This window comes from Pseudomonas sp. HK3 (genome assembly GCF_052920985.1).
Genome location: NZ_JBREXD010000002.1, coordinates 387,829 through 410,525 on the forward strand (window position 1 = coordinate 387,829; position 22,697 = coordinate 410,525).

At 41.5% G+C, this 22,697-nt stretch carries 20 protein-coding genes and 1 pseudogene; 2 read left to right on the plus strand and 19 right to left on the minus strand.

Annotated elements, in window-relative coordinates:
• Positions 1 to 17: 17 nt before the first annotated feature.
• Complete coding sequence (locus ACU6U9_RS12700; RefSeq protein ID WP_446735409.1) at positions 18 to 1,151, minus strand: PepSY-associated TM helix domain-containing protein; 1,134 nt, start codon at positions 1,149 to 1,151, stop codon at positions 18 to 20.
• 79 nt (positions 1,152 to 1,230) lie between these two features.
• Positions 1,231 to 3,345: a TonB-dependent siderophore receptor gene (locus ACU6U9_RS12705; RefSeq protein WP_446735410.1), complete on the minus strand. Its 2,115-nt coding sequence runs from the start codon at positions 3,343 to 3,345 to the stop codon at positions 1,231 to 1,233.
• Between the two features lie 179 nt (positions 3,346 to 3,524).
• Here ACU6U9_RS12705 and ACU6U9_RS12710 point away from each other — a divergent pair, with 179 nt between their 5' ends.
• Positions 3,525 to 5,087, plus strand: coding sequence for a sodium:solute symporter (locus ACU6U9_RS12710; RefSeq protein WP_446735411.1), 1,563 nt, complete (start codon positions 3,525 to 3,527; stop codon positions 5,085 to 5,087).
• Between the two features lie 273 nt (positions 5,088 to 5,360).
• Here ACU6U9_RS12710 and ACU6U9_RS12715 read toward each other — a convergent pair whose 3' ends face one another.
• From ACU6U9_RS12715 to ACU6U9_RS12750, 8 genes are all read right to left on the minus strand, one after another.
• Positions 5,361 to 5,579, minus strand: a complete 219-nt coding sequence (locus ACU6U9_RS12715) for a hypothetical protein (protein ID WP_446735412.1) — start codon at positions 5,577 to 5,579, stop codon at positions 5,361 to 5,363.
• A gap of 28 nt (positions 5,580 to 5,607) precedes the next feature.
• On the minus strand, positions 5,608 to 5,850 hold the full coding sequence (locus ACU6U9_RS12720; protein WP_446735413.1) for an RNA recognition motif domain-containing protein: 243 nt from the start codon (positions 5,848 to 5,850) through the stop codon (positions 5,608 to 5,610).
• 83 nt (positions 5,851 to 5,933) lie between these two features.
• Complete coding sequence (locus ACU6U9_RS12725) at positions 5,934 to 8,717, minus strand: CHASE domain-containing protein (RefSeq protein ID WP_446735414.1); 2,784 nt, start codon at positions 8,715 to 8,717, stop codon at positions 5,934 to 5,936.
• A 51-nt stretch (positions 8,718 to 8,768) separates the two neighbouring features.
• Complete coding sequence (locus tag ACU6U9_RS12730) at positions 8,769 to 9,284, minus strand: sugar O-acetyltransferase (protein WP_446735415.1); 516 nt, start codon at positions 9,282 to 9,284, stop codon at positions 8,769 to 8,771.
• A complete protein-coding gene (locus ACU6U9_RS12735) occupies positions 9,284 to 10,138 on the minus strand; it encodes an efflux RND transporter permease subunit (protein WP_446735416.1) in 855 nt (284 codons plus the stop codon). The genes ACU6U9_RS12730 and ACU6U9_RS12735 overlap by 1 nt, the downstream gene beginning before the upstream one ends.
• A 43-nt stretch (positions 10,139 to 10,181) precedes the next feature.
• Positions 10,182 to 10,682 carry a hypothetical protein gene (locus ACU6U9_RS12740; RefSeq protein ID WP_446735417.1) on the minus strand — a complete coding sequence of 167 codons (501 nt, stop codon included), beginning with the start codon at positions 10,680 to 10,682 and terminating at the stop codon, positions 10,182 to 10,184.
• The gene (locus ACU6U9_RS12745; protein ID WP_446735418.1) at positions 10,618 to 12,345 is read right to left on the minus strand and encodes an efflux RND transporter permease subunit; all 1,728 of its coding nucleotides are present in this window, start codon (positions 12,343 to 12,345) and stop codon (positions 10,618 to 10,620) included. The genes ACU6U9_RS12740 and ACU6U9_RS12745 overlap by 65 nt, the downstream gene beginning before the upstream one ends.
• A 7-nt stretch (positions 12,346 to 12,352) precedes the next feature.
• Complete coding sequence (locus ACU6U9_RS12750; protein WP_446735419.1) at positions 12,353 to 13,363, minus strand: efflux RND transporter periplasmic adaptor subunit; 1,011 nt, start codon at positions 13,361 to 13,363, stop codon at positions 12,353 to 12,355.
• A gap of 40 nt (positions 13,364 to 13,403) precedes the next feature.
• Here ACU6U9_RS12750 and ACU6U9_RS12755 point away from each other — a divergent pair, with 40 nt between their 5' ends.
• A complete protein-coding gene (locus tag ACU6U9_RS12755) occupies positions 13,404 to 14,114 on the plus strand; it encodes a TetR/AcrR family transcriptional regulator (RefSeq protein ID WP_446735420.1) in 711 nt (236 codons plus the stop codon).
• A 5-nt stretch (positions 14,115 to 14,119) separates the two neighbouring features.
• Here the strand turns inward: ACU6U9_RS12755 and ACU6U9_RS12760 are convergent, their stop codons facing one another.
• The 9 genes and pseudogenes from ACU6U9_RS12760 to pgl all read right to left on the minus strand — a co-directional run bounded on the left by ACU6U9_RS12760 (position 14,120) and on the right by pgl (position 22,697).
• Positions 14,120 to 14,782 carry a class I SAM-dependent methyltransferase gene (locus tag ACU6U9_RS12760; protein ID WP_446735421.1) on the minus strand — a complete coding sequence of 221 codons (663 nt, stop codon included), beginning with the start codon at positions 14,780 to 14,782 and terminating at the stop codon, positions 14,120 to 14,122.
• Positions 14,783 to 14,976: 194 nt separating this feature from the next.
• A complete protein-coding gene (locus ACU6U9_RS12765) occupies positions 14,977 to 15,621 on the minus strand; it encodes an MBL fold metallo-hydrolase (protein WP_446735422.1) in 645 nt (214 codons plus the stop codon).
• A 64-nt stretch (positions 15,622 to 15,685) separates the two neighbouring features.
• Positions 15,686 to 17,032 (minus strand): HD-GYP domain-containing protein, encoded by a 1,347-nt coding sequence (locus tag ACU6U9_RS12770; RefSeq protein ID WP_446735423.1) that lies wholly within the window; start codon positions 17,030 to 17,032, stop codon positions 15,686 to 15,688.
• 196 nt (positions 17,033 to 17,228) lie between these two features.
• Complete coding sequence (locus tag ACU6U9_RS12775; RefSeq protein ID WP_446735424.1) at positions 17,229 to 17,831, minus strand: FMN-dependent NADH-azoreductase; 603 nt, start codon at positions 17,829 to 17,831, stop codon at positions 17,229 to 17,231.
• Between the two features lie 110 nt (positions 17,832 to 17,941).
• Positions 17,942 to 18,607 carry a phosphatase PAP2 family protein gene (locus tag ACU6U9_RS12780; protein ID WP_446735425.1) on the minus strand — a complete coding sequence of 222 codons (666 nt, stop codon included), beginning with the start codon at positions 18,605 to 18,607 and terminating at the stop codon, positions 17,942 to 17,944.
• 74 nt (positions 18,608 to 18,681) lie between these two features.
• A complete protein-coding gene (locus ACU6U9_RS12785) occupies positions 18,682 to 19,524 on the minus strand; it encodes a hypothetical protein (RefSeq protein ID WP_446735426.1) in 843 nt (280 codons plus the stop codon).
• Between the two features lie 48 nt (positions 19,525 to 19,572).
• Complete coding sequence (locus tag ACU6U9_RS12790; RefSeq protein WP_446735427.1) at positions 19,573 to 20,184, minus strand: bifunctional 4-hydroxy-2-oxoglutarate aldolase/2-dehydro-3-deoxy-phosphogluconate aldolase; 612 nt, start codon at positions 20,182 to 20,184, stop codon at positions 19,573 to 19,575.
• Positions 20,163 to 22,005, minus strand: a pseudogene (edd, locus tag ACU6U9_RS12795) (phosphogluconate dehydratase). Before edd ends, ACU6U9_RS12790 begins: the two are co-directional and overlap by 22 nt.
• Positions 22,005 to 22,697 (minus strand): 6-phosphogluconolactonase, encoded by a 693-nt coding sequence (gene pgl / locus ACU6U9_RS12800; RefSeq protein WP_446735428.1) that lies wholly within the window; start codon positions 22,695 to 22,697, stop codon positions 22,005 to 22,007. The pseudogene edd and the gene pgl overlap by 1 nt, the downstream one beginning before the upstream one ends.

The window sequence follows — 22,697 nt, forward strand, 5'->3', positions numbered from 1 at the left end:
CAAGTCAGTATTTTCACTTAGTGCGATAATAAAGAATCATCTTGACTCTCTAATGCATTTTTTTGAGCTAATCGCTGCTTTTTGGCTAATCGCTGCTTACGACGTTTAAACCACATATATAAACCAGTAACCGTTAAAATGAGTGGTGTAATCCCTGCAACGCACCATAAAATCTTACTGATCACACCAGCAAAATTACCAAAATGCAATCGACGGAATGTATCTAAAACAACGGTTAATGCACTAGCCTCTCTAATATCAAGATGAGAGATATAATCACCATTATCGCGATCAAAAGAAATAGAACTGGCATACTCACTGATCAACGGATTATTCGTATGAACATCACCAAAGAAAGCAAAATGATCTTTGTTATCATTTGGAAAGCGGATATACGTTGCCTCGAATTCGTTTATACGCGCTTGGGCTTTTTCCTGTAAGCCATCGACGGATAAATCATCATTATATAAACGCTCTTGCATAATAAATTCAGGCTCATTTGCGTGCTCTTCATATTCATGAACAATATGGGCTATATTCCAATAACCACCTGTGATCCCCAAGATTAAAAATATTGGTGTACTATATACACCCACTAGTTTATGTAAGTCGCTAAAAAATAAAATTCGCCTAACATTAGTACGTAATTTAAATAGGTTTAACCAAAATTTACGATATATAATCAAACCCGAAACACCTAAAAATAGAAGAAAAAGTGCATAAATAGTCGTGATAATTAAGCCTGTATGATCCAACAAAAATGAAGCATGAAACTCAACTAGCCAGTCTGTAAAGTAAGTTGTCGCAATAGAAGGTGGGGATAAAATATCGCCTGTGTAAGCATCAATATAAATGTGATACCAATCTGATGACCCCTTTTTAATTAAATAAACAACATCACTGCGTTGTGCATCTTGAAATAAAACCCACCCTGAAATTTCGTATTCAGGGTGTGATGTATTTATCGTATTTTTTAACTCATCCGTTGATAATCGCTCGGTAACGTTAGCCACATTAACCATGTCACCTCTGATTAAACTATCCAGTTCATATTTAAAAACCAGAATACTGCCGCTTAAACAGATTAATAAAATCGGAATAAAGGCAAACAACCCAACATAGCCATGCCATTTAAATAAAGCCTTATTCATGTCTCTCACCACATACTTATATTCTGAAAGCAAAAAAACCATGAACAGTTACCTGATCATGGTTTTATATATTGAACGATTAAAACGAAAAGTTAACCGATGCGGTTACGTTACGCGGTGCACCATAGTAACCCTGAGCCCATTTTAAGCTATTGATATACTTCTCATCACCTAAGTTATTTACAACAAGATTCGCATTCAAACTTGGAGTAAAGGCATACCCTGCCATGATAGAACTGAGCAAGTAAGCATCCTGCTTAACAGTTCCTTCAATTTTGCTCTGCCAATCTAAGGCTGAACCCAGTGTTAGCTGACCAAGGTTATAGCTAACGGCTAGGTTGAAGGTTTGTTCTGGCGTATATAAATTGGTTTGATCACCATCTGCATCTTCAATTTTAACTTGGGTAAAGCCCGTTGCTAGATTTACGTTATCCGATACTTTACCGGCCAGTTCAATTTCAAAACCTTCACTTTTAATACCGTCTTCCCCCGTATAGGTATCAACACCGTTTACCTTTACACCTGTTGGTGTCGCGACGTCATCTTGCTTGGTTTGAAATAGAGCAAAGCTCGCATTAAGCGCATTCAATTCTGCTTTTAAACCTAACTCATAATTGATACCCGTTTTAGGATCAAGACGCTTAAGGTCTGCATTTAACTCAGTTTGGTTCAAAAATGTTTCGGTATAACTTGCATAAGCAGATAGTTCAGATGAAAGATCATGCACAAAACCGACATAAGGAACAAATACCGTTTCACTTGTAACTTTATTGGCTCCGTATGCATCACCACTACTCTCCCATTCACTTAAGCGACCTCCTAATACAACCAGATTTCGATCAGTTAACTGTAGTTTTGATGTGGCAAATACACTGCTTTGTTTGTCTTCAAAAACACCACCACCACCTGGGATTGTAAAATCAGGTTGAGGATAATGACCATCAAACTCTGCTACATTGATTTGTGTTAATGCCGTTGCATCACCAAAACCCGCTACTGTCGTAGTATCATAAAGAGACAACTGGGTTACACGGGATTCCGCATAGTTTGCGCCCACGACTAATTCGTGGGAGCGCCCAAACGCACTGAACGGACCAGAAGCATAAACCTCTAATAATTGTTGGCGCTCATCTAAATCGTATTCACTCGCATAAGCGGCGGCAACACCCGACTCATCAGTAATATCAGGTGTACCAAAGAGATAAAACAACTCTGAGTCAGTTTCTAATTCAACATAGTTTGCTGTCGCTACCGCCTTCCAACCGTTACTAAACGATTTGGCCAACTCAGCAAAGCTGCGCTGTTCGGTAGTATTCATATAGCTCCAATCAGCAGATGTACTGGTTGAGCGATCATAGTTTGTAGGCGTGCCATTGCTGTAAGCTAGAGGTAAGGCACCCCATAACGGGCTATCTGCATCATTTACTTGCGTGCTATGGCCAAGGGTTAATACCAAGCCTTGCGCTAAATCGGCTTCAACTACGCCGTAGCCCAAGGTTTTATCTTGCTCGTAACGATCAAGGTAAGACTCTTTATTTTCTTTTGCGACAACCACGCGCCCACGTACTTTCTCTGTTAGTGCCCCTGATACATCGGCATCTAAGCGGGTTTTATTCCAAGAACCAACAGTTAAACCAACATTGCCTTGAGCTTCGTTAGTTGGGCGCTTACGAATCATATTGATCGTCGCAGATGGATTACCCGCGCCTGCTGTTAAACCATTAGCGCCTCGAATCACTTCGACACGCTCAAACATAGCGGTGTCTATGTCACCCACAACATTATTGTTAGATAGCGGCATGCCCACGCCATCCATTTGAAAGTTCGTAATCTCAAAACCACGAGCGGAATAATAAATGCGATCAGTTTCAGGTCGTTCTACCTGAATACCTGGCGTTAACGCCAATGCATCATTTAAGCTGGTTAGTTGGAAATTTTTAAGCAATTCACTGCTGATAACCGATACTGACTGCGGCGTCTGACGCAACGACAAGTCTAACTTGGTCGCCGTGTTCATTTGCTCAATGCCAAAGCCTGCATCTTGCTGGCCTTTTACAATCACTTTATCTAAGTCTTGCACTTGATCATTATTTTGCGGGTCATTCACATCCTGTGTTTGCGCCATGCTGGTTTGCACCATCAATAAACTACCTAATGCAACCGCGCTTGGTAGTAACACTTTACTCAACAACATACATACCCCAATTAATTTGACATCTCAAAAGACGCCAATCTTAATGATAATACATATCATTTGCAATATAATTAATAATTTATCATTAGAAATACTCTTGATTGGGCAAGTTTGTTAGTATTAGCTCCGCTCGCTGTAGCACTAAAATAACCAGAAGAACCCAAACAAAAGGTCCCTCCGTGTCATTACAACCCTTAGATATTTTGGCCCTCGTGGGCTATTTGCTGATCATTACTGGCATCGGCTTTTACTTTTCACGCAAAAACACGAATACAGAAGAGTATTTTGTAGGTGGTCGCAGTTTTAGTGGTTGGGTAATCGGCTTATCGCTAGTGGGCACCTCCATCAGTTCTATTACATTTTTGGCCTACCCAGGAGATGCATTTAAGACAAGTTGGTTACGTTTTGTACCAAACCTGATGCTGCCTTTAGGTATATTGATTGCGGCCTATTTGTTCTTGCCCTTTTTTCGTCGTGGTAAAGTCACATCCGCTTATGAATATTTAGAAGATCGCTTTGGCCCAAGCATTCGAGTCTATGGCGCCATCGCATTCATCATTGCGCAGATTGTTCGTGTGAGTATGATTTTGTTTTTACTGTCGCTCGTCATTCAAGAGCTAACCGGACTAAGCGCCACAAGTTGTATTTTAATCGGTGGGATCATCGTTGCTATTTATACCATTGTAGGCGGTATTGATGCGGTCATCTGGACAGATGTTTTACAAACAATTGTTTTATTAGTGGGCGGCCTTTTGTGTTTATGGGTCATCATTGATGCCTTGCCTGGCGGCCTTGGACAAATTTTTGAAGTGGCCGATCAATTCAATAAATTAAGCTTCAGTGTATTAGAAAACGGCAACTTACAAGCGGTAGGCTGGGAAATTCGTTTTGATGAAAAAACCATCACCATGATGTTATTCATTGGTTTAATTGCGTGGCTCACAGAATACTCATCCAATCAAAACACGGTTCAACGTTACTGTGCCGCTAAATCAACACATGAAGCCCGTAAAGCCATGTTTGTGGCCGTGTGCAGCTCATTACCGATCTGGGCATTTTATATGTTTTTAGGAACGGCTCTATTTGTATTTTTTCAAGAGTTTCCTGCCGTTGCAGCAAGCGAAATGTTAAATGGAGAGCGAGCACCCGAACAAATTTTGCCTTACTTCATTAATAATCACCTGCCTGCTGGCGTGGCGGGGATTGTGATTGCGTCTGCACTTGCTGCTGCCATGTCATCCCTTGATAGCTCGATCAATGCTATCTCTACAGTTTCCGTTGTGGACATTTATCGTCGTCATATCAAACCAAATAAAAATGACAAACATTACTTGAAAGCCGCTTGGGTAATTGCATCAATCAGTGCCGCATTTATGATGGGGGGCGCTATTTATTTAGCCACGGCAGAAACCAAAACGTTACAAGACACCGCCACCATTTTGACCAGTATTTTAGGCGGCGGATTGTTAGGCTTGTACTTAATTGGCTTCTTTACGAAAAAAGGGGATGCTCGCGCCGCATGGGCTGGCTTAATCAGCACAATGGTATTTACCGTCTGGACTATTTTAAGTAAAAATCAATTACTGCCTGACGCCATCAGTGTGCCGTTTGATCTGTACTACACAGGTTTTGTCGGCAACGTCATTATGTTTATTGTCACTTATGCATTGGCAAGCAAACTGCTTAAAACCAATAAAGATTTATCCGGTCTAACTGTTTGGGATATGCCAAAAACAAAATAATTAAAGACAATATATAACAGCCATAAAAAAACGGAGCTAATGCTCCGTTTTTTTATGGATTTTTTAATTATATTAAAATTGAAAACTCATCGTAATTTACGCACCTGCGATGTAAATTAAAACCCATTTTAGTCTAGGCTTAACGCGTTGCTATATCCTAATCACAGTACTAGCAACATCATTCATCACAGGCTCAAATTAACCCAAGATGCATCATTACAATATTTTAACTTAACTAAAAAAATACCAATATTTTCTACTATGCTAAAAGCATCATACAAAAATAATGTATTCAGCTTCGTCGTCAAACGCTTGCTCTGGCATAATATCTTCTAACGGATACTTACCAGTATCATCACACCAATTAAAATAAGCGTCTTGGTCTAATACTAGATCACCGTTGTCTTCTTCGATTAATGCTTTCGATTTTTTTAATGCTTTTTGTATGGTTTTCTTTTGGTTATTACTAACACTGATTTCTTGAATGCTCATAGATTCTCTTTGTATTATTAATTCAAACTTACTTATCTTCAGCTTTTTTAACACGAATCGCATTACCCGCGATTTCCATGCCGTTCAAATTCTTGGCCGCAGCTTTGGCTTCACCTGGGCTGGGCATTTCAATAAAGCCGAAGCCCTTTGATTCGCCAGTTTGTGCGTCCATCACGAGCGTACAAGACTGCACTGCACCAAACGGTTCAAACAACGACTTAACTTCTTCTTCGGTGGTAGTACGAGCAAGGTTACGGATCAGTAATTTCATAAATAGGCCTAGAATATAAATGCCTGAAAAAGGCTATAAGAGTGCAATAATAGCAGAAATTTACTCTAAGCCCTAGGCCACTGTTACGCTCTAGGTTGAGATAAAGCGGTTAAAATAGAGGTGACCATATAGCCTTCATCAATTGGCTTAGGGATGTGGCCATCCATACCCGCTGCTTCACAGCGCTGAATGTCTTCGTTCATGGCATTGGCTGTCATGGCCAAAACCGGTAAATCATCAAATTGAGGGAGCATCCTTAAGGCTTTGGTGGCTTCAAATCCATCCATAACCGGCATCTGAATATCCATCAGCACCACATCAAATTTCTCAGTGGAAGCGAGTACTTCAAGCGCTTGCTGACCATCAAAGGCCAGCGTCACATTTGCACCATGATTCTCAAGCAGCTCCATGGCAATCATTCGATTAATTTCAATGTCCTCAACCAATAAAATATTCACGCCCTCTAAACTTGAGTTTTGTTCCAGCTCAGCTAATGAATCGACATCGTCATGCACATTAATAATGCTTTCGCTATTAAACGTCACCGTCTGAGGGCTATTTATAAGTGGTATGGTGATGACAAATTCACAGCCCTCCCCTATTTCACTGTTAATGTTTATGCCACCACTCATCAGCTCTATTAATTGTTTACTTATGGCTAAACCTAAGCCTGTTCCGCCATATTTACGGGTGGTCGTATTATCTGCCTGATGAAATGATTGAAAAAGTGTCGCTTGCTGCTCTTTTGAAATACCAATACCTGAATCTTTTATCTTTATGGTGATATCGTGCATCGTTTCGCTTTTAAATTTTGCAGTTACATCTAAAGATACAGAGCCCGTTTCAGTAAATTTTAAAGCATTGCTGCACATATTCAATAATACTTGTTCAAGCCTTAACGCATCGCCCATAAAATAACGTGGAACATCATCATTAATTGAAAGTATAAATTTAATGCCTTTTTGCTGTGCTTGAGTATTAAATACGGCATACATTTTTTGTATGACTTTTGCCAAGTCAAACTCTAAACACTCAAGCTCTAGCTTACCTGATTCTATTTTCGCATAATCTAATGACTGATTAATAAGAGACATCAATGTGTGTGTTGCCAGTTTAGATTGGCTAAGATATTCAGATTGCTTATCCGTTAGTGGCGTTTTCATACACAAGTTCACTAACCCGATAATCGCGTTTAATGGCGTCCTTAGTTCATGATTCATATTGGCTAAAAACATTGATTTGGCTTTATTAGCCGATTCTGCTTTTTCGATCGCTTCGGTTAATTGACGTGTCTTGAGTTTAACCATTTTATTAGTATGCTCTATGGCTCCTGACATCATTAAAATAAAAGCTTGGAGAAGAGCTGAAATTAAAAACCCACAAATTAGGATAACCCAACTTATCCAGTCCTTTTCATTGGCTTTGTACTGTGCACTTGGTGAAAAACCGATTTGGTAGGTTCTACTTAGAAATTTAATAAACTTAGTCTTATCCGAAAGATAAGCATATGGTGTTAATGTATTTTTTATTAGTATTTCAGGATTATTCTTTTGGGTTACATCTTTAATTGAAAGGGCAATATTATTGTTTTCTGCATCATCTATTATTTCATCAAAAACACTGCCCGCTCGAAACACACCACTCACATACCCTCTTAACACCTCATCATTTGGGTATTTTCGCCACACTGGCATATACATGATGAATGATTTTTCATCTTCTCTTGCTTGTACTAGCGTAATCGGTTTTGTGACTCGCCCTTTGCCTGTCACCTCTATTTTTTTCAACAGATCTAATCGCCCAGGTAATACAGATAAATCCAAGCCTAGTGCCTGTTTATTTCTTGCATAAGGGTAAATATATAACACAGGGTAATATTTATTTTTATCAGGAACACGAACCATTTCTTTATTAACAGGCTGTTTGAAACTAAAATTTTTATAACCTTGCGCTCTCATTTCCATTTCTTTTTTTGTTCTATCAATATGGTCTGTTACCTCAGTCCAACCAACACCGTACAGCGTATTATCGTCTTCAAGTAACTTCGTCGAATAAGCCTCAAATTCTTTAAACGATATGTAATCACTTCCCTGAAACAACGCTTGGTAAGATTGGACTGTCTTAATTGCTATCTTTAAATCTTCTTCAATTCGTTGGGTGTAGTGATCAGCTTTATCATCAAGTTCACGATCCATGTTATGACGGCTATTTTCAACAGACCAAAAGAATAACAAACAAGCAAATGTGAAAATCAATATAGACGGGACAACCACTTCTAATTTTCTAGAGAACTGAAATTGGCTTTTTGTTGCAAAAATAATCAGTAACATAGGGGTAAATAATAAAACACCGATTGAGTCGCCTAACCACCAAGTGAACCATGAAAATGCAAAAAAATCACTTGGTATAACCTCATTAAGAATAAGCGCCGATGTGCCAACACTTGCTGAAATCAAACAACTTAACGGTGCGACAATTAAAGAAAACCGAACAATAGTATCAGCCACACCTAGAGTATTTTTTTTAGCTAAGAGGTATTTAAATAGAAAATAGCCCACTGATAATTGCAACGCAGCACCAATACCAATAAAAAAAGGTATGATCGTCAACGGCCAATCAAGCACACTAACGTTAGCGGATATATGTTGTAAATTGAGTAAAAATGACGCTGTAAAAGCGCCAAAAACAACCCATTTACTGGGGTGCATAATCATCAAGGCTAAGGCCGCACCCGATGCAGGCCAAACCGCAGAAGCAAAGCCTGGCGGAATCGCTAATTCCAAGCCAATCAAGCCTGCAACATAATACGCAACGACTGAGATTACAAAGGCACTTAAGCCATTAAATTGGATAGTTTTGCGACTCATAACAGTGAGTGTAGACGGTTTTAAGTAACCTACTCACTTGGCTTAAATCTCTTAATAAAAAGTAGTGAATGCCTCCACATCCTCTCGCACTAAGGCATTGGCACTAATAATAGCGCCTTCACCAATAGTGACACCCGGTAATATTTTTGCGCCTGCGCCAATCCACACATCATGACCAATCATAACAGGCTGGGCCTTGCATAAGCCTTGGCGGCGCTCACGGGCATCACGAGGGTGATCAACCGTATAAATATGCACACCAGGGCCCAGTAAAACGTTATCACCTATAAGGATCGGAGCACTGTCTAAAAACACACATTGGAAATTCGCGAAGACGTTTTCACCTAAGCTAATTTGCGAGCCGTAATCACATTGAAAACCCGGCTCTATGACTAGCTGTTGCGGCTTATGCTTTAACAGTCGAGTCACGTGTCTCAGATTCCCCTTACTAGGGTGAGCGTTGTACTTAGCACAGGCTAATCGAGCCTGCTCACGTTGATTTCTTAGTTCAAGGTCCAGTGGATTAAACCACTGGCCTTGCAACATCTTTTCATACTCAGATTGCATTATGCTGACTTTAAATCCATAGCGATTTGTGATGGCTTAGAAGTAAACAACACATACAGCACAGGCACCACAAATAAACTTAATAATGTCGAAACAAGCAGGCCACCGATAATCGCCCAGCCCATGGGTGACCACATACTGGAACCACTTAAGGTTAAAGGCAACAAGCCTGCAATGGTGGTCACTGTGGTTAATAAAATTGGCGTCATACGAACTTTGGCACTTTGCGCAATGGCCTCTAAAATCGTCTCACCATCGCTGAGTTTTTGGTTAGCGTAATCCACTATGATAATTGCGTTGTTCACAACAATGCCCACTAATGAAGTAAGCCCCACAAATGCCGTAAACGAAAATGTGTACCCACTAATAAATAAAGCAAAAAAAGCACCGGTTGCCGCAAACGGAATCGCACTAAAAATAATCAATGGCTGCTTAAACGATTTAAATTGCATCACCAGCACGGCAAAGATACCCAGCATGGCAATAATCAATGCTTTCGCCATACCGCCAAACGATTCTTGACGGTTCTCTTGCTCACCACCAATCGACAATGCAATACCTTTGGGTAGCGCTAATTCATTTAGTTGCTCAGTAATGGCTTGCGTCACCTGTGCAACGTTATAGCCGCCACGAACATCCGACGTCACCCGCGCCATACGCTGAATATTATGATGCTGGAATCGAGGAATGCTACTGGCTAATTGCACACTGGCCACCTGCTTTAATGGCACCATGTGCCCGCTGGGTGTTTGCAGTTGAAGCGTATCGAAGGCGGTAAGCTCTGGTTCAATTGAATCAGATGATTTTAGCGTTATGGTAAATTCATCGCCTAAATCATCTTTATAAATTCCCATCGGTAAACCTACCAGAGCCGCACGAATGGTTTGGTCAATGGTATTAACAGATAAAACCTAACATGGCTGCTTTATCGCGATTGATGTCTAGTTTTACATCAATTTTGTGCTTACCAATGGGGTTCTCTACATTAACCGTGCCTTCGTGCTGATTAAATATAGACTCAACTAAGTTGGCCCCTTCTTTAATCGACGGCCAGTCATCACCAATCACGCGAATCGAGATCGGTGCTTCCGCTGGCGGCCCTTGATTAAATTCTTTAATCAATACGCGCACACCAGACAGTCCCGCTAACTCGGTACGTAATGATTCGACAAAGGGTTCAACTACTGGTAATTCGCTGGCATTTAATTTTACAAATAATTGTGCAAAGTTTGGGGTTTGTCGATTTGGGCTAACATTATAATAAATACGAGGATTGCCTCGTCCAATATTGACCACAACATCATCCACTAATTCTTTTTTTAACAAAATAGATTCAATTATATTGGCGTGTGCTTGCGTTTGAATAAAACTCGCACCTTCTGGCAATTCGAGATTCACTAGAATCATTTGGTTTTTCTGCCTTGGGAAACAAACTCACACCAATAAACGGAAACAGCGCGGTAGCGAATATAAATACCGCCATGGCAATCGCGATAATTTTTTTAGGATGGCTTAACGCCCACTCCAATGCATCACCATAAGTGCCTGCGCTAAATTGATCCAAGCGCACCTGCATTTTTGTTGGACCGGTTTCTTGACAGCGTAAACGTGTGCTAAGTAAAGGGGTGAGCACTAATGCAACTAATAACGATGCTAGCAATGTTAATACGACGGTTACCGGCATAGAGCGAATAAACATCCCTGAGCCATTCTGCATTAATAACATGGGTACAAACGATAAAACCGTCGTCAATGTGCCACTAACAATGGCTAACGCAACTTGTGAACTGCCTCGTTTGGCGGCTTGTGCAGGTGATAACCCTTCACGCTGAAGTCGCATCACATTTTCAACCACAACGATGGCATTATCCACCAGCAGTCCAAGTGCAATCACTAAGCCCACAATAGACATTTGCTGTAATGCAAAGCCCGTTAAATCTAACCAACCAATCGCAATAAAAATGGAAACGGGTATCGCCATCACCACAACAAAACTAGGACCACGCCCTAATACCAATACACACGCAACAGCAACAAGTAACAAACCTTGCAACAGGTTAACAAAAAAACCATTTACGCGACTTTCAACACTGATACTTTGGTCATTAATAATGTGCAGCTGTGTATCATCCGCCAGCTCTTGTTTAAATGTTTCTAACGTTTCTTTGACTTGATCGCTCACATTAAAGATATTGCTACCGCCACGTTGAATCACACTTAAGAAAACACTGGCTTGCCCTTGATAAAAGCCACGATAACTGGGTAAGCCTTCTCTTAACACCACAGAGGCAATGTTGCGTAAATAAATGGGCTGATCATCAATAGCCGTGATCACGGTATTTTCGATTTCAGTTAAACTTTTAAAATCACCACTGGTCAGCACACTGAATCGGCGACCTCCTGCATGCACATGGCCGCCAGGTATGTTTAAGGATGCGCTATTCACGGCTTGGTAAACGGTTTGTAAACTAATACCTAAAGCATGCAATTTGGCGGGTTTTAATAATATTTGCACTTCCATGTCTGGCAGTGCTTCTACGTCAATACGTTTAACCCCACCGATACGCTCTAATTTATTTTCAAGCACATCACTTATGCGTCGTAAGCTGACAAAGTCATGGGTTTGTGATGTTAAAGCGATTTGTAAAATACCCACTTCGCTGGGTGATATTTTTTTAATATCTAATTTAACGATGCCACTTGGTAAGTTAGTTCGGATGTTATTCACCGCGGTTAACACGTCGTCGTATTTTTCATCGGGGTCTGAGCCGTATAAAAACTCCACTTCAAAACGGGCTAAGCCATCTTCGATATTGGTTTTAATCACCTTGATATCTTCTAGCTCATTGACCGCTGACTCAATGGGGTCAACGACAAGGGATTCCATATCGGCTGGATTGGTCCCTGGGTTCACCACAATAATCGAAACCGATGGAAAATCTAATTGAGGGTCTTCTGCCCGTGGCATCGTGAGATAAGAGACAATGCCCAGCAATACTAGAATACTGACGAGCAAGTAACTCATTTGATGATTGTCGATGGCTAATATAGGAAGTTTCATATCTCACCTATATTTTAACAATGGCAATGTCTTTGCCATTGTTAATAAAAGGACCACCTTCGATGACGACTTGGTCGCCATCACTCACACCACTTTCTATGTAGGCAAAGTGAGTATCGATGTAAGCCAACTTAATTGTTTTCAACTGAGCGTGGCCTTGTTCATCAATAACATACAAGGTGGCATCCTGACCGTGGGCCTGAATAAGCGCACTCATGGGTATTTTTGCTACTAACGTTTGGATACTTGGCGTGATTTGCGTGTGCGCGATCAAGCCGGAATACAAGCGGCGCTGCGTTTGCAGTATTAAATCCACTTCAAAAGTTTGTGTACGACTATGGGCTCTCCCTGCTATTTCACGAATGGTGGCGCGAAATTTCTCCCCAGGATAAGCATCAAGTTTGATATCTGCCACATCGCCAATATTAAGTTTCACGACATCCACATCGGCCACTGCCATGTGGACGCTCCAGCCTTGATCATCATCTGCAAACACATAAACCGGTTGGCCGCTGCTCACTAACTCGTTACTTTCTGTATGGCGGCTTAAGATCCGGCCATCTGCTGGGGCATGAATTTGAGCATACTTGCGATTAAAACGAGCAATGCGTAAATCTGACTGAGCAATTTCAACTGAGGTTCTAATTTGACGAATGCGCTCATCTGAGGTGAGTTGGCTGCCTTCAAGTGCGGTTAGACGTTCAAGTTGGCGCTTTGAATCCGTTAAAACCGCTTGTGCCTTTGCCACTTGGGCGTTCATTTCTTCTAGCTCTAATACCGCTAATAACTGGCCTTTTTTTACCAACTGGCCTTGTTTCACCGCCACAGTTTTCACAATACCAGAGACTTTAAAGCTAAGGGTTTGCTCTGATACCGGTCGAACCACACCACTGGCCACCACTACTTTTGCATGGTTAGCAAATTCGATTGGTGCAACTTTAATGGCAACAGGCTCTGCAAATGCAGTATGACCAAGCCAAATTATGATCATGCCTAGCACAGCGCGTAGATATTTCATGACACCACCTCTGAAAAGATATTTGGCAGGATGTCCCACCATGACTAATGTTTACAGTGAACACATACTAGATCTAGATGTTTACACTGTCAACAATAAGGTGAATAATGCCCCCATGACGACAAACAAAACACAATATCATCACGGTGATTTAGCCAGCGCTTTTATGGATGCCGCCATTAAACGTATCGGGCAAGAAGGGGTCGATAAGCTGAGTTTACGTGCAGTCGCACGGGATTTAGGGGTTAGCCAAACCGCACCATATCGACATTTTAATGATAAAAACCACCTACTCAGTTTATTGGCCAAACAAGGGTTTGAACGCTTAGCACACAACACCTCTGAGGCTGCAAGCCAGCATGGCCAGAATACGTTTGATGCCATTATGGCGTTAGGTATGGCTTATATCGATTTTGGACGACAACACCCTGAACATTATAGACTGATGTTTGGCGGGATGGTTGACCATCATTGTGATGAAGAGCATGAGCTTAAGTCGAAAATGCCTGCATTTAATGTGATATTAGAACAAGCAGAATCAGGGGTTGAGCGAGGTGACTTAATCAACCAAGAGCCAATCATATTAGCAAGAAGTTGTTGGGCAACGGTGCACGGTATTACTATGCTATTAATTGATGGTTTTTACTCCGACCATACCCCAGAAGCTTTGCATGAATTTCTGCTTAACCTACTGTGGTTTAATCTGCGAGGCATCAGTACTGAGCTATTGTCCGTTACACCGCCTGTATGACCGTATTATTTCTTGAGACATAAGGTTAAGCCATCTGCGATAGGCAAGTGACTTAATTCAATGCGTCGATCGCTTTGCAACTTAGTATTTAATTTTCGTATGGCTTGAGTATCAACGTCTTGCTTATTGTGATTGGCTACGCTGCCACCCCATAACGTGTTATCAATTAAAATTAAACCACCGGGGCGGATCAGTTTTAAACACGCTTCATAGTAATGATCATAATTTTCTTTATCGGCATCAATAAATGCCAAATCAAATGAGCGCTGTTTTCCCGCTTTTATGAGTTGAGTCAATGTGTCCATTGCTGGCGCTAGGTGCAGCTCGCAAATATCATTAACGCCTGCTTTCTTCCAATATTGTTGTGCAATTTTGGTCCAGTTAACATCCATATCGCAGCACACCATTCGAGCGGGTCGCACCATATTTTGCGCCATGCAAATGGAGCTATAGCCGGTAAATGTACCGACTTCTATAATATTTCGCGCGCCTATGAGTTTTACTAACAACCCCATAAACTGACCCTGCTCTGATGCAATTTGCATTCTTGCCATTGGGTCTTGTGCGGTAACATCCGCCAGCTCTTTTAATAACGCGGACTCTCGGCCTGAGGTATTAAGCAGATATTCATACAAGCCGTCGTTCATTTCTAATGTGCGCTTAGTCATTGTGCATCCTTGTATTTTTTAAAGAGAAAATAATGAAACTTTACACCAACTTAACACTTCTTATTAATCAGCTGAGTTAACCTAACTGGGTTGTTTAAACATTACATTAAGTCATCCCTTGATTAATGCATAAGCACCATAGTCCCTTCGCCCCTCAGGTTTATACCTGTTGGGGCTTTTTTATACGCAATACATCACCCATACATATTCACAAACGGATTGGTTTTCTTTTCATGGCCAATGGTACTCATCGGGCCATGGCCCGGAATAAAGCGTGTGGCATCCGGTAACGTGAACAATTGATTTTTAATGGCATCGAGCAGTGTCTGGTGATCCCCCTTTGGAAAGTCTGTGCGACCAATACCACCATTAAATAACACATCACCCACCACAACTAATTGAGCAGTTTCGCTATAAAACACCACATGCCCAGGTGTATGCCCCGGGCAATGTTTAACGCTAAGAATTTGATTACCTACTTGCACCGTATCGTCTTGAACGAGCCAAGTATCTGGGCTAAATGTTTTAACCGCAGGAAAACCAAACATAGCGCTTTGCTGAGGTAACATATCAATCCAAAATTGTTCTTCTTTTTGTGGGCCAATAATCGGAATGGAAAACGTTTGCGCCACATCGGCAGTGGCACCCGCATGGTCAATATGGCAGTGGGTTAACCAAATGGCGGTTAACTTAACACCTAGGGATGTAATAGCGGCTTCGATTTTGTGTTGGTCGCCACCTGGGTCAACCACCACCGCATTCATGGTTTCATCACACCATAAAATTGAGCAATTTTGCTCGAAGGGAGTAACCGGAACGATTTGAAATTGTAGGGCCATCAGTGCTATCCAATACGCAATTAATGGCCCTAGTTTATCAGCTCAAACCTAGGCTTCACAGTCACTAATGAAGTTCAGGCTCTGTATGGTGTTTATGGTATTGCTCAATTTGCAGCAATCCTTTTTTCACCAAGACATCAAGCTGTGGATGTTTAAGGTGTTGGTTTTTCCAAAGTAAAAACAAGAGTTTTTTCAATTGCTTCATTTGCCATTTTATTTCACCGTACATGACCTCTAAACGCTCAATGGCAATGTAGTCTTCTTGGTTGTTTGACACGAAGCTTTTGAGCATCCAATCGTTATGTTCTTTTTGTAAGATACCCGAACCCACTAAACAGCGATGAATCCGTTGCGCCATATTGGTTAACATGGCACTGCGTTTAGACTCTTCTAGATGTGGGCTAACACTCGTCACCAAACCATACAGTACGCTATAGTCATGATGGATCCACTCGTTTTCTAACTTCAAGCGACTCATTAACGCCGGCATTTTATCATCGCTGTACACTCGATGACTCGGCCATTGGATTTCGCTGATCAATGTTACCGTTGCATGAAATACTTTGCGGCAGTACATGTCGGGATTTAATTGCAAAATAGGTAATAAAGAATCGATGCCTAAGTTTTTGCTCGAAAGCTCACGTCGATACAAGGCGATACACGTATCAGCCATGCCAATGATTTGCCCCATAACCGATAGCTCTAGCCCTTTTTTAGAAAACGGATAACCAGAACCATCAACACGCTCATGATGTTCAAGTACAGCTTTTGCAATAACATTAGGCATATGCTCAATGGTCTTTAAAATATCATGGCCAATTAATGTATGACGCTGCATGGCATGCCATTGCTCTGGTGTATAATCACCTGTGGTTGTCACTAAATCCGATTCTAAATGCAAAATGCCAATATCGTGCACAAGACCCGCTAAAAAAGCCGCACTGCACTCTTCTTCTGGTGCCCCTAGTTGCTTCGCTATTGCCAAACTAATATAAGCACTATAAATAGCCTGCTTAAACAGACGTGGCATGACAGTTTTAAGGATGGTGACTTTCTGCACCATCAGTGGGAACTCATGATAAAAGCGGCAGGCTTTTTTAAGTAGCTTTTGCAGCTCCCAACGCTGGTGAAACAAACCAATATCAGGATGGCTTTTAAATGCATGCTGATAGACATTGAGTAACGCTGCACCATCAAAGCGGCGATTAAGTTTAATACACTGCTCAAGTGGCACTTTTAAATTATGGTTAGAAATCCGTTCCGTCAGTTCAGCATTAAGCTGGTGGCCTTTAGGAATAATGACCGCACCATGTTCATTGCAAATGTCTTCGCTAATCGTGACACCGTGCTCTTTGGCAAAGTCGGTCAAATGCTTAAGATAACTTTTATGAATATCTACAGGACGTAACATAATTAAGCCCCTCCTTGTGAACCTGTTATCAGATTAGCTGTGATAGAGGACAATATATAGCGATATTTGTAGAGGTTAGGTGTAAGAAGCGTTACAGGCTGTAAAGTAAGTGCATTGATATGCATAAAGATAGAACAGCGTTATTCCTGTTCTATCTTATGGTGGTATTAATCAGGCAAATCGATAATAAGTACCACTAAGCCGTAAGAGTATTAATAGCCTGTTTAGCATCAATCAACGCTTTTTGTTGCACCTCATCCCCCATATTTAAGCCTTCTGCGAATATAAACTGCACGTTCTTAAAACCAATAAAGTCAAAAAACGTTTTAATTAAAGCTGTTTGGCTATCACTTGCTTGACCTGCGTGAATGCCGCCACGAGCAGCCACCACATAAACGGGCTTATCTTTTAATAAACCTTCAGGCCCAGTTGCCGTGTATTTAAACGTAATACCTGCTCGCGCTATTTGGTCCATATACGCTTTAAACTGACTGGGCACGCTGAAGTTATACATTGGTAAACCCACAACCACTGCGTCTGCGTTTGCTAGCTCATCAATCAAAGCTTGGCTTCGGTCTAAAATATCGTGCTGTTGAGGTGTGCGCGTGGATTCTTCACTAGAAAACGCGCCAATAATAGTGGCGTCTAAATGGGGAATAGGATCAGCAATGAGGTCTCGAATTACCACCTCTGTTCCCTCATGGCTTGCAATGTATTGGGCAGTAAATTCATTGGCTAATACGGTTGAGTGGGATTGATCTGCAAATATACCCGTATTGATTTGTAGTAATGTACTCATGTCTGGCTCCAAACTTAAAAGTATTCTTGAAAGGTTGAAACCAGTTTAAAACAAATAAATCGATTTAATAGTGCAATAATTAACGCACTTCAATCGACTTATTAGATAGGTTAGAGTTTTTCAGGCTTTACACGGTAATCACCCAGCATAAAGTGCGCTAACACTTGGCAGGTGAAATACACAATGAACCCTGCGGTTACTATGTCACTTAAAAAATGCCCACCTTGAACAATGCGCCCAAGACTGACGATGGCACCGATAATAAGACCGCCCAATAAATAACGACGCTGGCGAAAAAGCCAGGCAAACGCCATAAAGAAAAAGCCCATAGCCGCGTGACCACTGGCAAAGCTTTGGTTGTTGCCTGGCTGATCCGCCATCACAAATGCAGGACTAAACTTTAATTGACCACCAAATTGCTGCACATCCCTTGGACGCGGGCGATCCCAGTTATCTTTTAATATAGGGTGAACAATAATGCCGGGGCCAACCAATAAAACAACTAATAAAAAACCGGAGTATTTACGAGAAGGCTTTAGGGATTTTTTCAACCAAGGCAACATCAGTAATAGCAGTAACAATGGCACTAAAAAATGAGGCATGTAACGAAACACAACATAAACAAACTGCACAAACGCATTTTCATTGAGTGCAAAACCCACATCCGGCTGCCAAAAAATATTCGCCACCCACAAATCAACCTGCGGCACAGCAAAAAAGAAAATTGAAATCAAAATAAAAACAGGGACTTCCCAGTGATTTTTTAAGAATGACATATATACGTTCGCAGCCGATAAAAAACGGATTGTGTCATACAATTAAAGCGCCATAAAGTCGCAAGATTAACGGTCTATTGCGGAAACTGGCTTTGTAGCGACACTAAAAAGAAATAGCCATTGGCTAAGCTGCCATCTGCCCCTGCAATACTGCCTTCACCTTCTATATTAAAACCTGCCTCTAATTTCAGCTGCAGCGGGAATCTTAACGGTTTAAACCAAGCGGCACCTACATTCCAGTCAGTCATACCGAATGAAGCTTTTGTGCCATCCGCTTGCCGATAGCGCCAGTTACCGCCATTGGGCTCAATAAACACACGCAGAATATTGCCACGAGACATTGCCATTTGTGAGTATAAGTCAGGGAAAACCCAATGATGAAACACCCTACTATTTGGCTGTGATTCGAGCCCAAACACTGGATACATAGTGGTTACACCAAACCGGGAGTCCTTGCGTAAGCCTGCCACCCATTTCACTTTTCTATTGGCTTCGTACTTCAGCTTCCAACCGAGCTCATTCACATAACGATTTTGATCAATTAAAGACTCATCAGAATAATACGACGGGGCAAATCGCCAAAAATGCTGTAAACGTCCTGAAGGTTGAGTTTCATATTCGATGGGCATTGAAAACCGATAAAGACGACGGGTATCGTTATCTGAACCCGATAAGACAAATCTATTTTCAGAAAATTGTGCGGCACAAAACCAGTCACCAGTGTGGGTTTCTCGAGCTAATAAAGGCATGTTAAATTTTGTTTCTAAGCGCTGCACGTCTAGACCATCAACGCCGCTAAATGCTCGTGAAGTGTCCTGCTGATGACTAGCCGTCACTTGCAACAGTGAGTTTTGCCCAAAACTATAAGGCGACAGGCCTAGGCATAATAATACCAGCCAACAGACAATCCATTTCATGACTTTAGTGTAGTCAAAACCCTGAGAATGGCAGGGTTTAGACTTAACTCAGCACTGCCTAGCTAAGGTTTCAATCGCTGACCAATCTTTCTGTTTAAGTAACGCTTTAGGGCATAACCAAGAACCGCCCACTGCCATCACATTTTTAAGCGCTAAGTACGCTTTAAAGTTATGCTCGGATATACCGCCTGTTGGGCAAAATTGTACTTGATCAAACGGCCCAGCAAAGGCTTTTAGCATCGCCGCACCGCCTGCTTGTTCGGCAGGATAAAACTTAAAATTTTGCAGACCAAACTCAATACCCTTGATGATATCAGTTGGTGTCATCACACCGGGCATAAAAGGTAATTTGAGCTCTTGGGACTTAACCACCAGTTTTTCACTGATGCCAGGGCTTAATGCAAATTGGGCACCGGCATCATAAGCTTGTTGCACATGGGCAGCGGTGGTGACGGTTCCGACACCTACAATGGCGTCTGGCACTTCTTTAGCAATTTTCTCGATGGCGGCTAATGCAACGGGTGTGCGCATGGTCACTTCTAATAATCGCACGCCTCCCGCCACTAATGCTTTTGCCAGTGGTACCGCTTGTTCTAATTCATCAACCACAATCACTGGAATAACCGCTTTGCTTTGAGTTAACCACGTTTGAAATGACATTTTATTCTTTCCCAATCAATACTAATGGCACCCACATCGGCAGCGGTAACATGTTTACGAAACACCGAGAATAACTCTCTGCCAATCCCTTTTTGTATTGGGTGCTTGAACTCAGAGTCACGTGTGTCTAAATTGACGTTACGCAGATTGAATTCCCCACTTTGTGCATCAATATGAATCTCGTCACCATCCTGTATTCGATTAATCATGCCACCAGCTGCGGCTTCTGGTACACAATGAATCGCACTGAGTACTTTACCAGACGCACCTGATAATCGGCCGTCTGTCAGCAAAGCCACTTTAAAACCATGATCCTGTAAGCTCCCTAACACTGGCATTAATTTGTGTAGCTCTGGCATCCCATTGGCTTTTGGACCTTGGCCTTTTAATACCACTACGACATCATGATTCAACTCACCATTTTTAAAAGCAGCAATGACATCAAGCTGATCATGAAATACTTTTGCTTGTGCTTGTATAACGCGATGCTCTATATCCACGGCCGATACTTTCACAATAGCCTGACCTAAATTACCTTTTAATAGCGTCAACCCCCCTTTTTCATCAAAGGGTTTACGGCATGTGGATAATATTTCGCTGCGCATGGTTTCATTAAGGCGTTTTGAGTAATGATTTTGCCAATGGCGCATACTATGCAAAACATCTTGTGCTAATGTTTTCTGGGTAATCGTTAGCACATCACCGTGCATCAAACCTGCGTTTAACAATTCGTTAAACACATACGCGGTGCCACCCACATGATGGAACGCATTAATATCCGCTTTACCATTTGGGTACACTTTACAAATCATAGGTACCACTTGCGACAAATCATGCATGTCTTGCCAAGTTAAAATATAGCCCGCTGCTTTTGCTATGGCGATCCAGTGGATGGTTAAATTACTTGAGCCGCCCGTTGCGAGTAATGCAACAATGGCATTCACTAGAGTCTTCGCATTCACCATATGCCCCAGTTGAATTGACTTATTTTGTTTCAACATACTCAACTGGAGTATTACTGGCTACTTGCTCACATGCCTGTTGGTTAAATTCGTCACGGGCATTCGATGTAGGTTGTTCGAACGCGCTACCAGGTAACATTAACCCCATGGCCTCTAGTAACATTTGATTCGAATTAGCCGTACCATAAAATGTACACGTACCTGGGCTATGATAGGCCGCTACTTCACTTTCAAGTAATTCTTTATCACCAATTTTTCCTTCTACATATTCTTGGCGTACTTGTGCTTTTTCTGAATTACTAATACCCGTCGCCATTGGGCCTGCAGGAATAAACAAAGCCGGTAGATGACCAAACCGTAATGCACCCATTAATAATCCGGGCACAATTTTGTCGCAAATACCCAACAAAATCATGCTATCAAAACTTTGATGAGACAAACTGACAGCAGTAGATAAAGCAATGGTGTCACGACTAAATAATGACAACTCCATACCGGCATAACCCTGAGTTACACCATCACACATCGCTGGTACACCCCCTGCCACTTGTGCAGACAAACCATAATTATAAAGGTGTTTTTTGATCATTTCTGGGTAACGATAATAAGGTTGATGAGCACTTAACATATCATTATAGGCCGTCACTATGCCGACATTTAAACCCGACATCGTATCTTTTAAAATCAGTTTGCCATCATCGTTTTGTGATGCCATAACATGAGCAAGATTAGTGCACCCTAGCTGGCCACGTGTGGGTTTTTCTTGTGCCATACTGGCCATTAAATCAAGGTATGCTTGACGTGTTTTTTGGCTACGACTTTCAATATTATTTGTCACTTGCTCGACAATTTTATGGATCATGCTTCACTCCAATAGATTGTTACAGGACAGTGTGTTTGGTGCAGTAATCGATATATTGGTAAAATAGGCGACGCATTTTCATTAGATTGCTGCTGAATGATTTCTTTTTTATCTTGGCCAGTTACCAATAAAAAAATATGTTTCGCCGTTAATAAATAACGTAACGTTAAACTCATTCTGGCAGGCTGCCCTTTAGGCAAAGCAGGCAAACACTCTTCAGTTTGCTCTAAATCTAATAAAGCATCTGTATTATCCATATAGGGGAAAATAGATGCAAAGTGACCGTCATCACCCATACCTAATACAACATAATCTAACCGAGAGAAATGCTCCCTTAATAAAGAAGCCGTATGGCTTTGACCAAGTTCAGGTGAATCTTTTGAATTTTTCAATCCTAAAAACTGCCCTATTTTTGCTTTATTTTGAAACAAGGTTTGTTTTAACATGCGTTCGTTGCTCGCCTCATCCATAGAATCAACCCAACGTTCGTCCGTTAATGTAACCGCAATTTCTTCCCAATCCAAAGTGGTATTACTTAATTTAGTGTACAGTCCCTTTGGCGTATTACCGCCTGCCAAAGCAAGCTTGACCTTTTCACCTTTGCTTAACGTAGAATTCATTGAACCACTAATATGACTCAGCAGCGCATCTTCACATAGCTCTAAAGAAGCAAATTCATGAATATCCAT

Coding starts and splice junctions, on each gene's coding strand:
- ACU6U9_RS12700 (WP_446735409.1), bottom strand. CDS start 1,151: ATGAATAAGGCTTTATTTAAATGGCATGGCTATGTTGGGTTGTTTGCC.
- ACU6U9_RS12705 (WP_446735410.1), bottom strand. CDS start 3,345: ATGTTGTTGAGTAAAGTGTTACTACCAAGCGCGGTTGCATTAGGTAGT.
- ACU6U9_RS12715 (WP_446735412.1), bottom strand. CDS start 5,579: ATGAGCATTCAAGAAATCAGTGTTAGTAATAACCAAAAGAAAACCATA.
- ACU6U9_RS12720 (WP_446735413.1), bottom strand. CDS start 5,850: ATGAAATTACTGATCCGTAACCTTGCTCGTACTACCACCGAAGAAGAA.
- ACU6U9_RS12725 (WP_446735414.1), bottom strand. CDS start 8,717: ATGAGTCGCAAAACTATCCAATTTAATGGCTTAAGTGCCTTTGTAATC.
- ACU6U9_RS12730 (WP_446735415.1), bottom strand. CDS start 9,284: ATGCAATCTGAGTATGAAAAGATGTTGCAAGGCCAGTGGTTTAATCCA.
- ACU6U9_RS12735 (WP_446735416.1), bottom strand. CDS start 10,138: ATGGGAATTTATAAAGATGATTTAGGCGATGAATTTACCATAACGCTA.
- ACU6U9_RS12745 (WP_446735418.1), bottom strand. CDS start 12,345: ATGAAACTTCCTATATTAGCCATCGACAATCATCAAATGAGTTACTTG.
- ACU6U9_RS12750 (WP_446735419.1), bottom strand. CDS start 13,363: ATGAAATATCTACGCGCTGTGCTAGGCATGATCATAATTTGGCTTGGT.
- ACU6U9_RS12755 (WP_446735420.1), top strand. CDS start 13,404: ATGACTAATGTTTACAGTGAACACATACTAGATCTAGATGTTTACACT.
- ACU6U9_RS12760 (WP_446735421.1), bottom strand. CDS start 14,782: ATGACTAAGCGCACATTAGAAATGAACGACGGCTTGTATGAATATCTG.
- ACU6U9_RS12765 (WP_446735422.1), bottom strand. CDS start 15,621: ATGGCCCTACAATTTCAAATCGTTCCGGTTACTCCCTTCGAGCAAAAT.
- ACU6U9_RS12770 (WP_446735423.1), bottom strand. CDS start 17,032: ATGTTACGTCCTGTAGATATTCATAAAAGTTATCTTAAGCATTTGACC.
- ACU6U9_RS12775 (WP_446735424.1), bottom strand. CDS start 17,831: ATGAGTACATTACTACAAATCAATACGGGTATATTTGCAGATCAATCC.
- ACU6U9_RS12780 (WP_446735425.1), bottom strand. CDS start 18,607: ATGTCATTCTTAAAAAATCACTGGGAAGTCCCTGTTTTTATTTTGATT.
- ACU6U9_RS12785 (WP_446735426.1), bottom strand. CDS start 19,524: ATGAAATGGATTGTCTGTTGGCTGGTATTATTATGCCTAGGCCTGTCG.
- ACU6U9_RS12790 (WP_446735427.1), bottom strand. CDS start 20,184: ATGTCATTTCAAACGTGGTTAACTCAAAGCAAAGCGGTTATTCCAGTG.
- pgl (WP_446735428.1), bottom strand. CDS start 22,697: ATGGATATTCATGAATTTGCTTCTTTAGAGCTATGTGAAGATGCGCTG.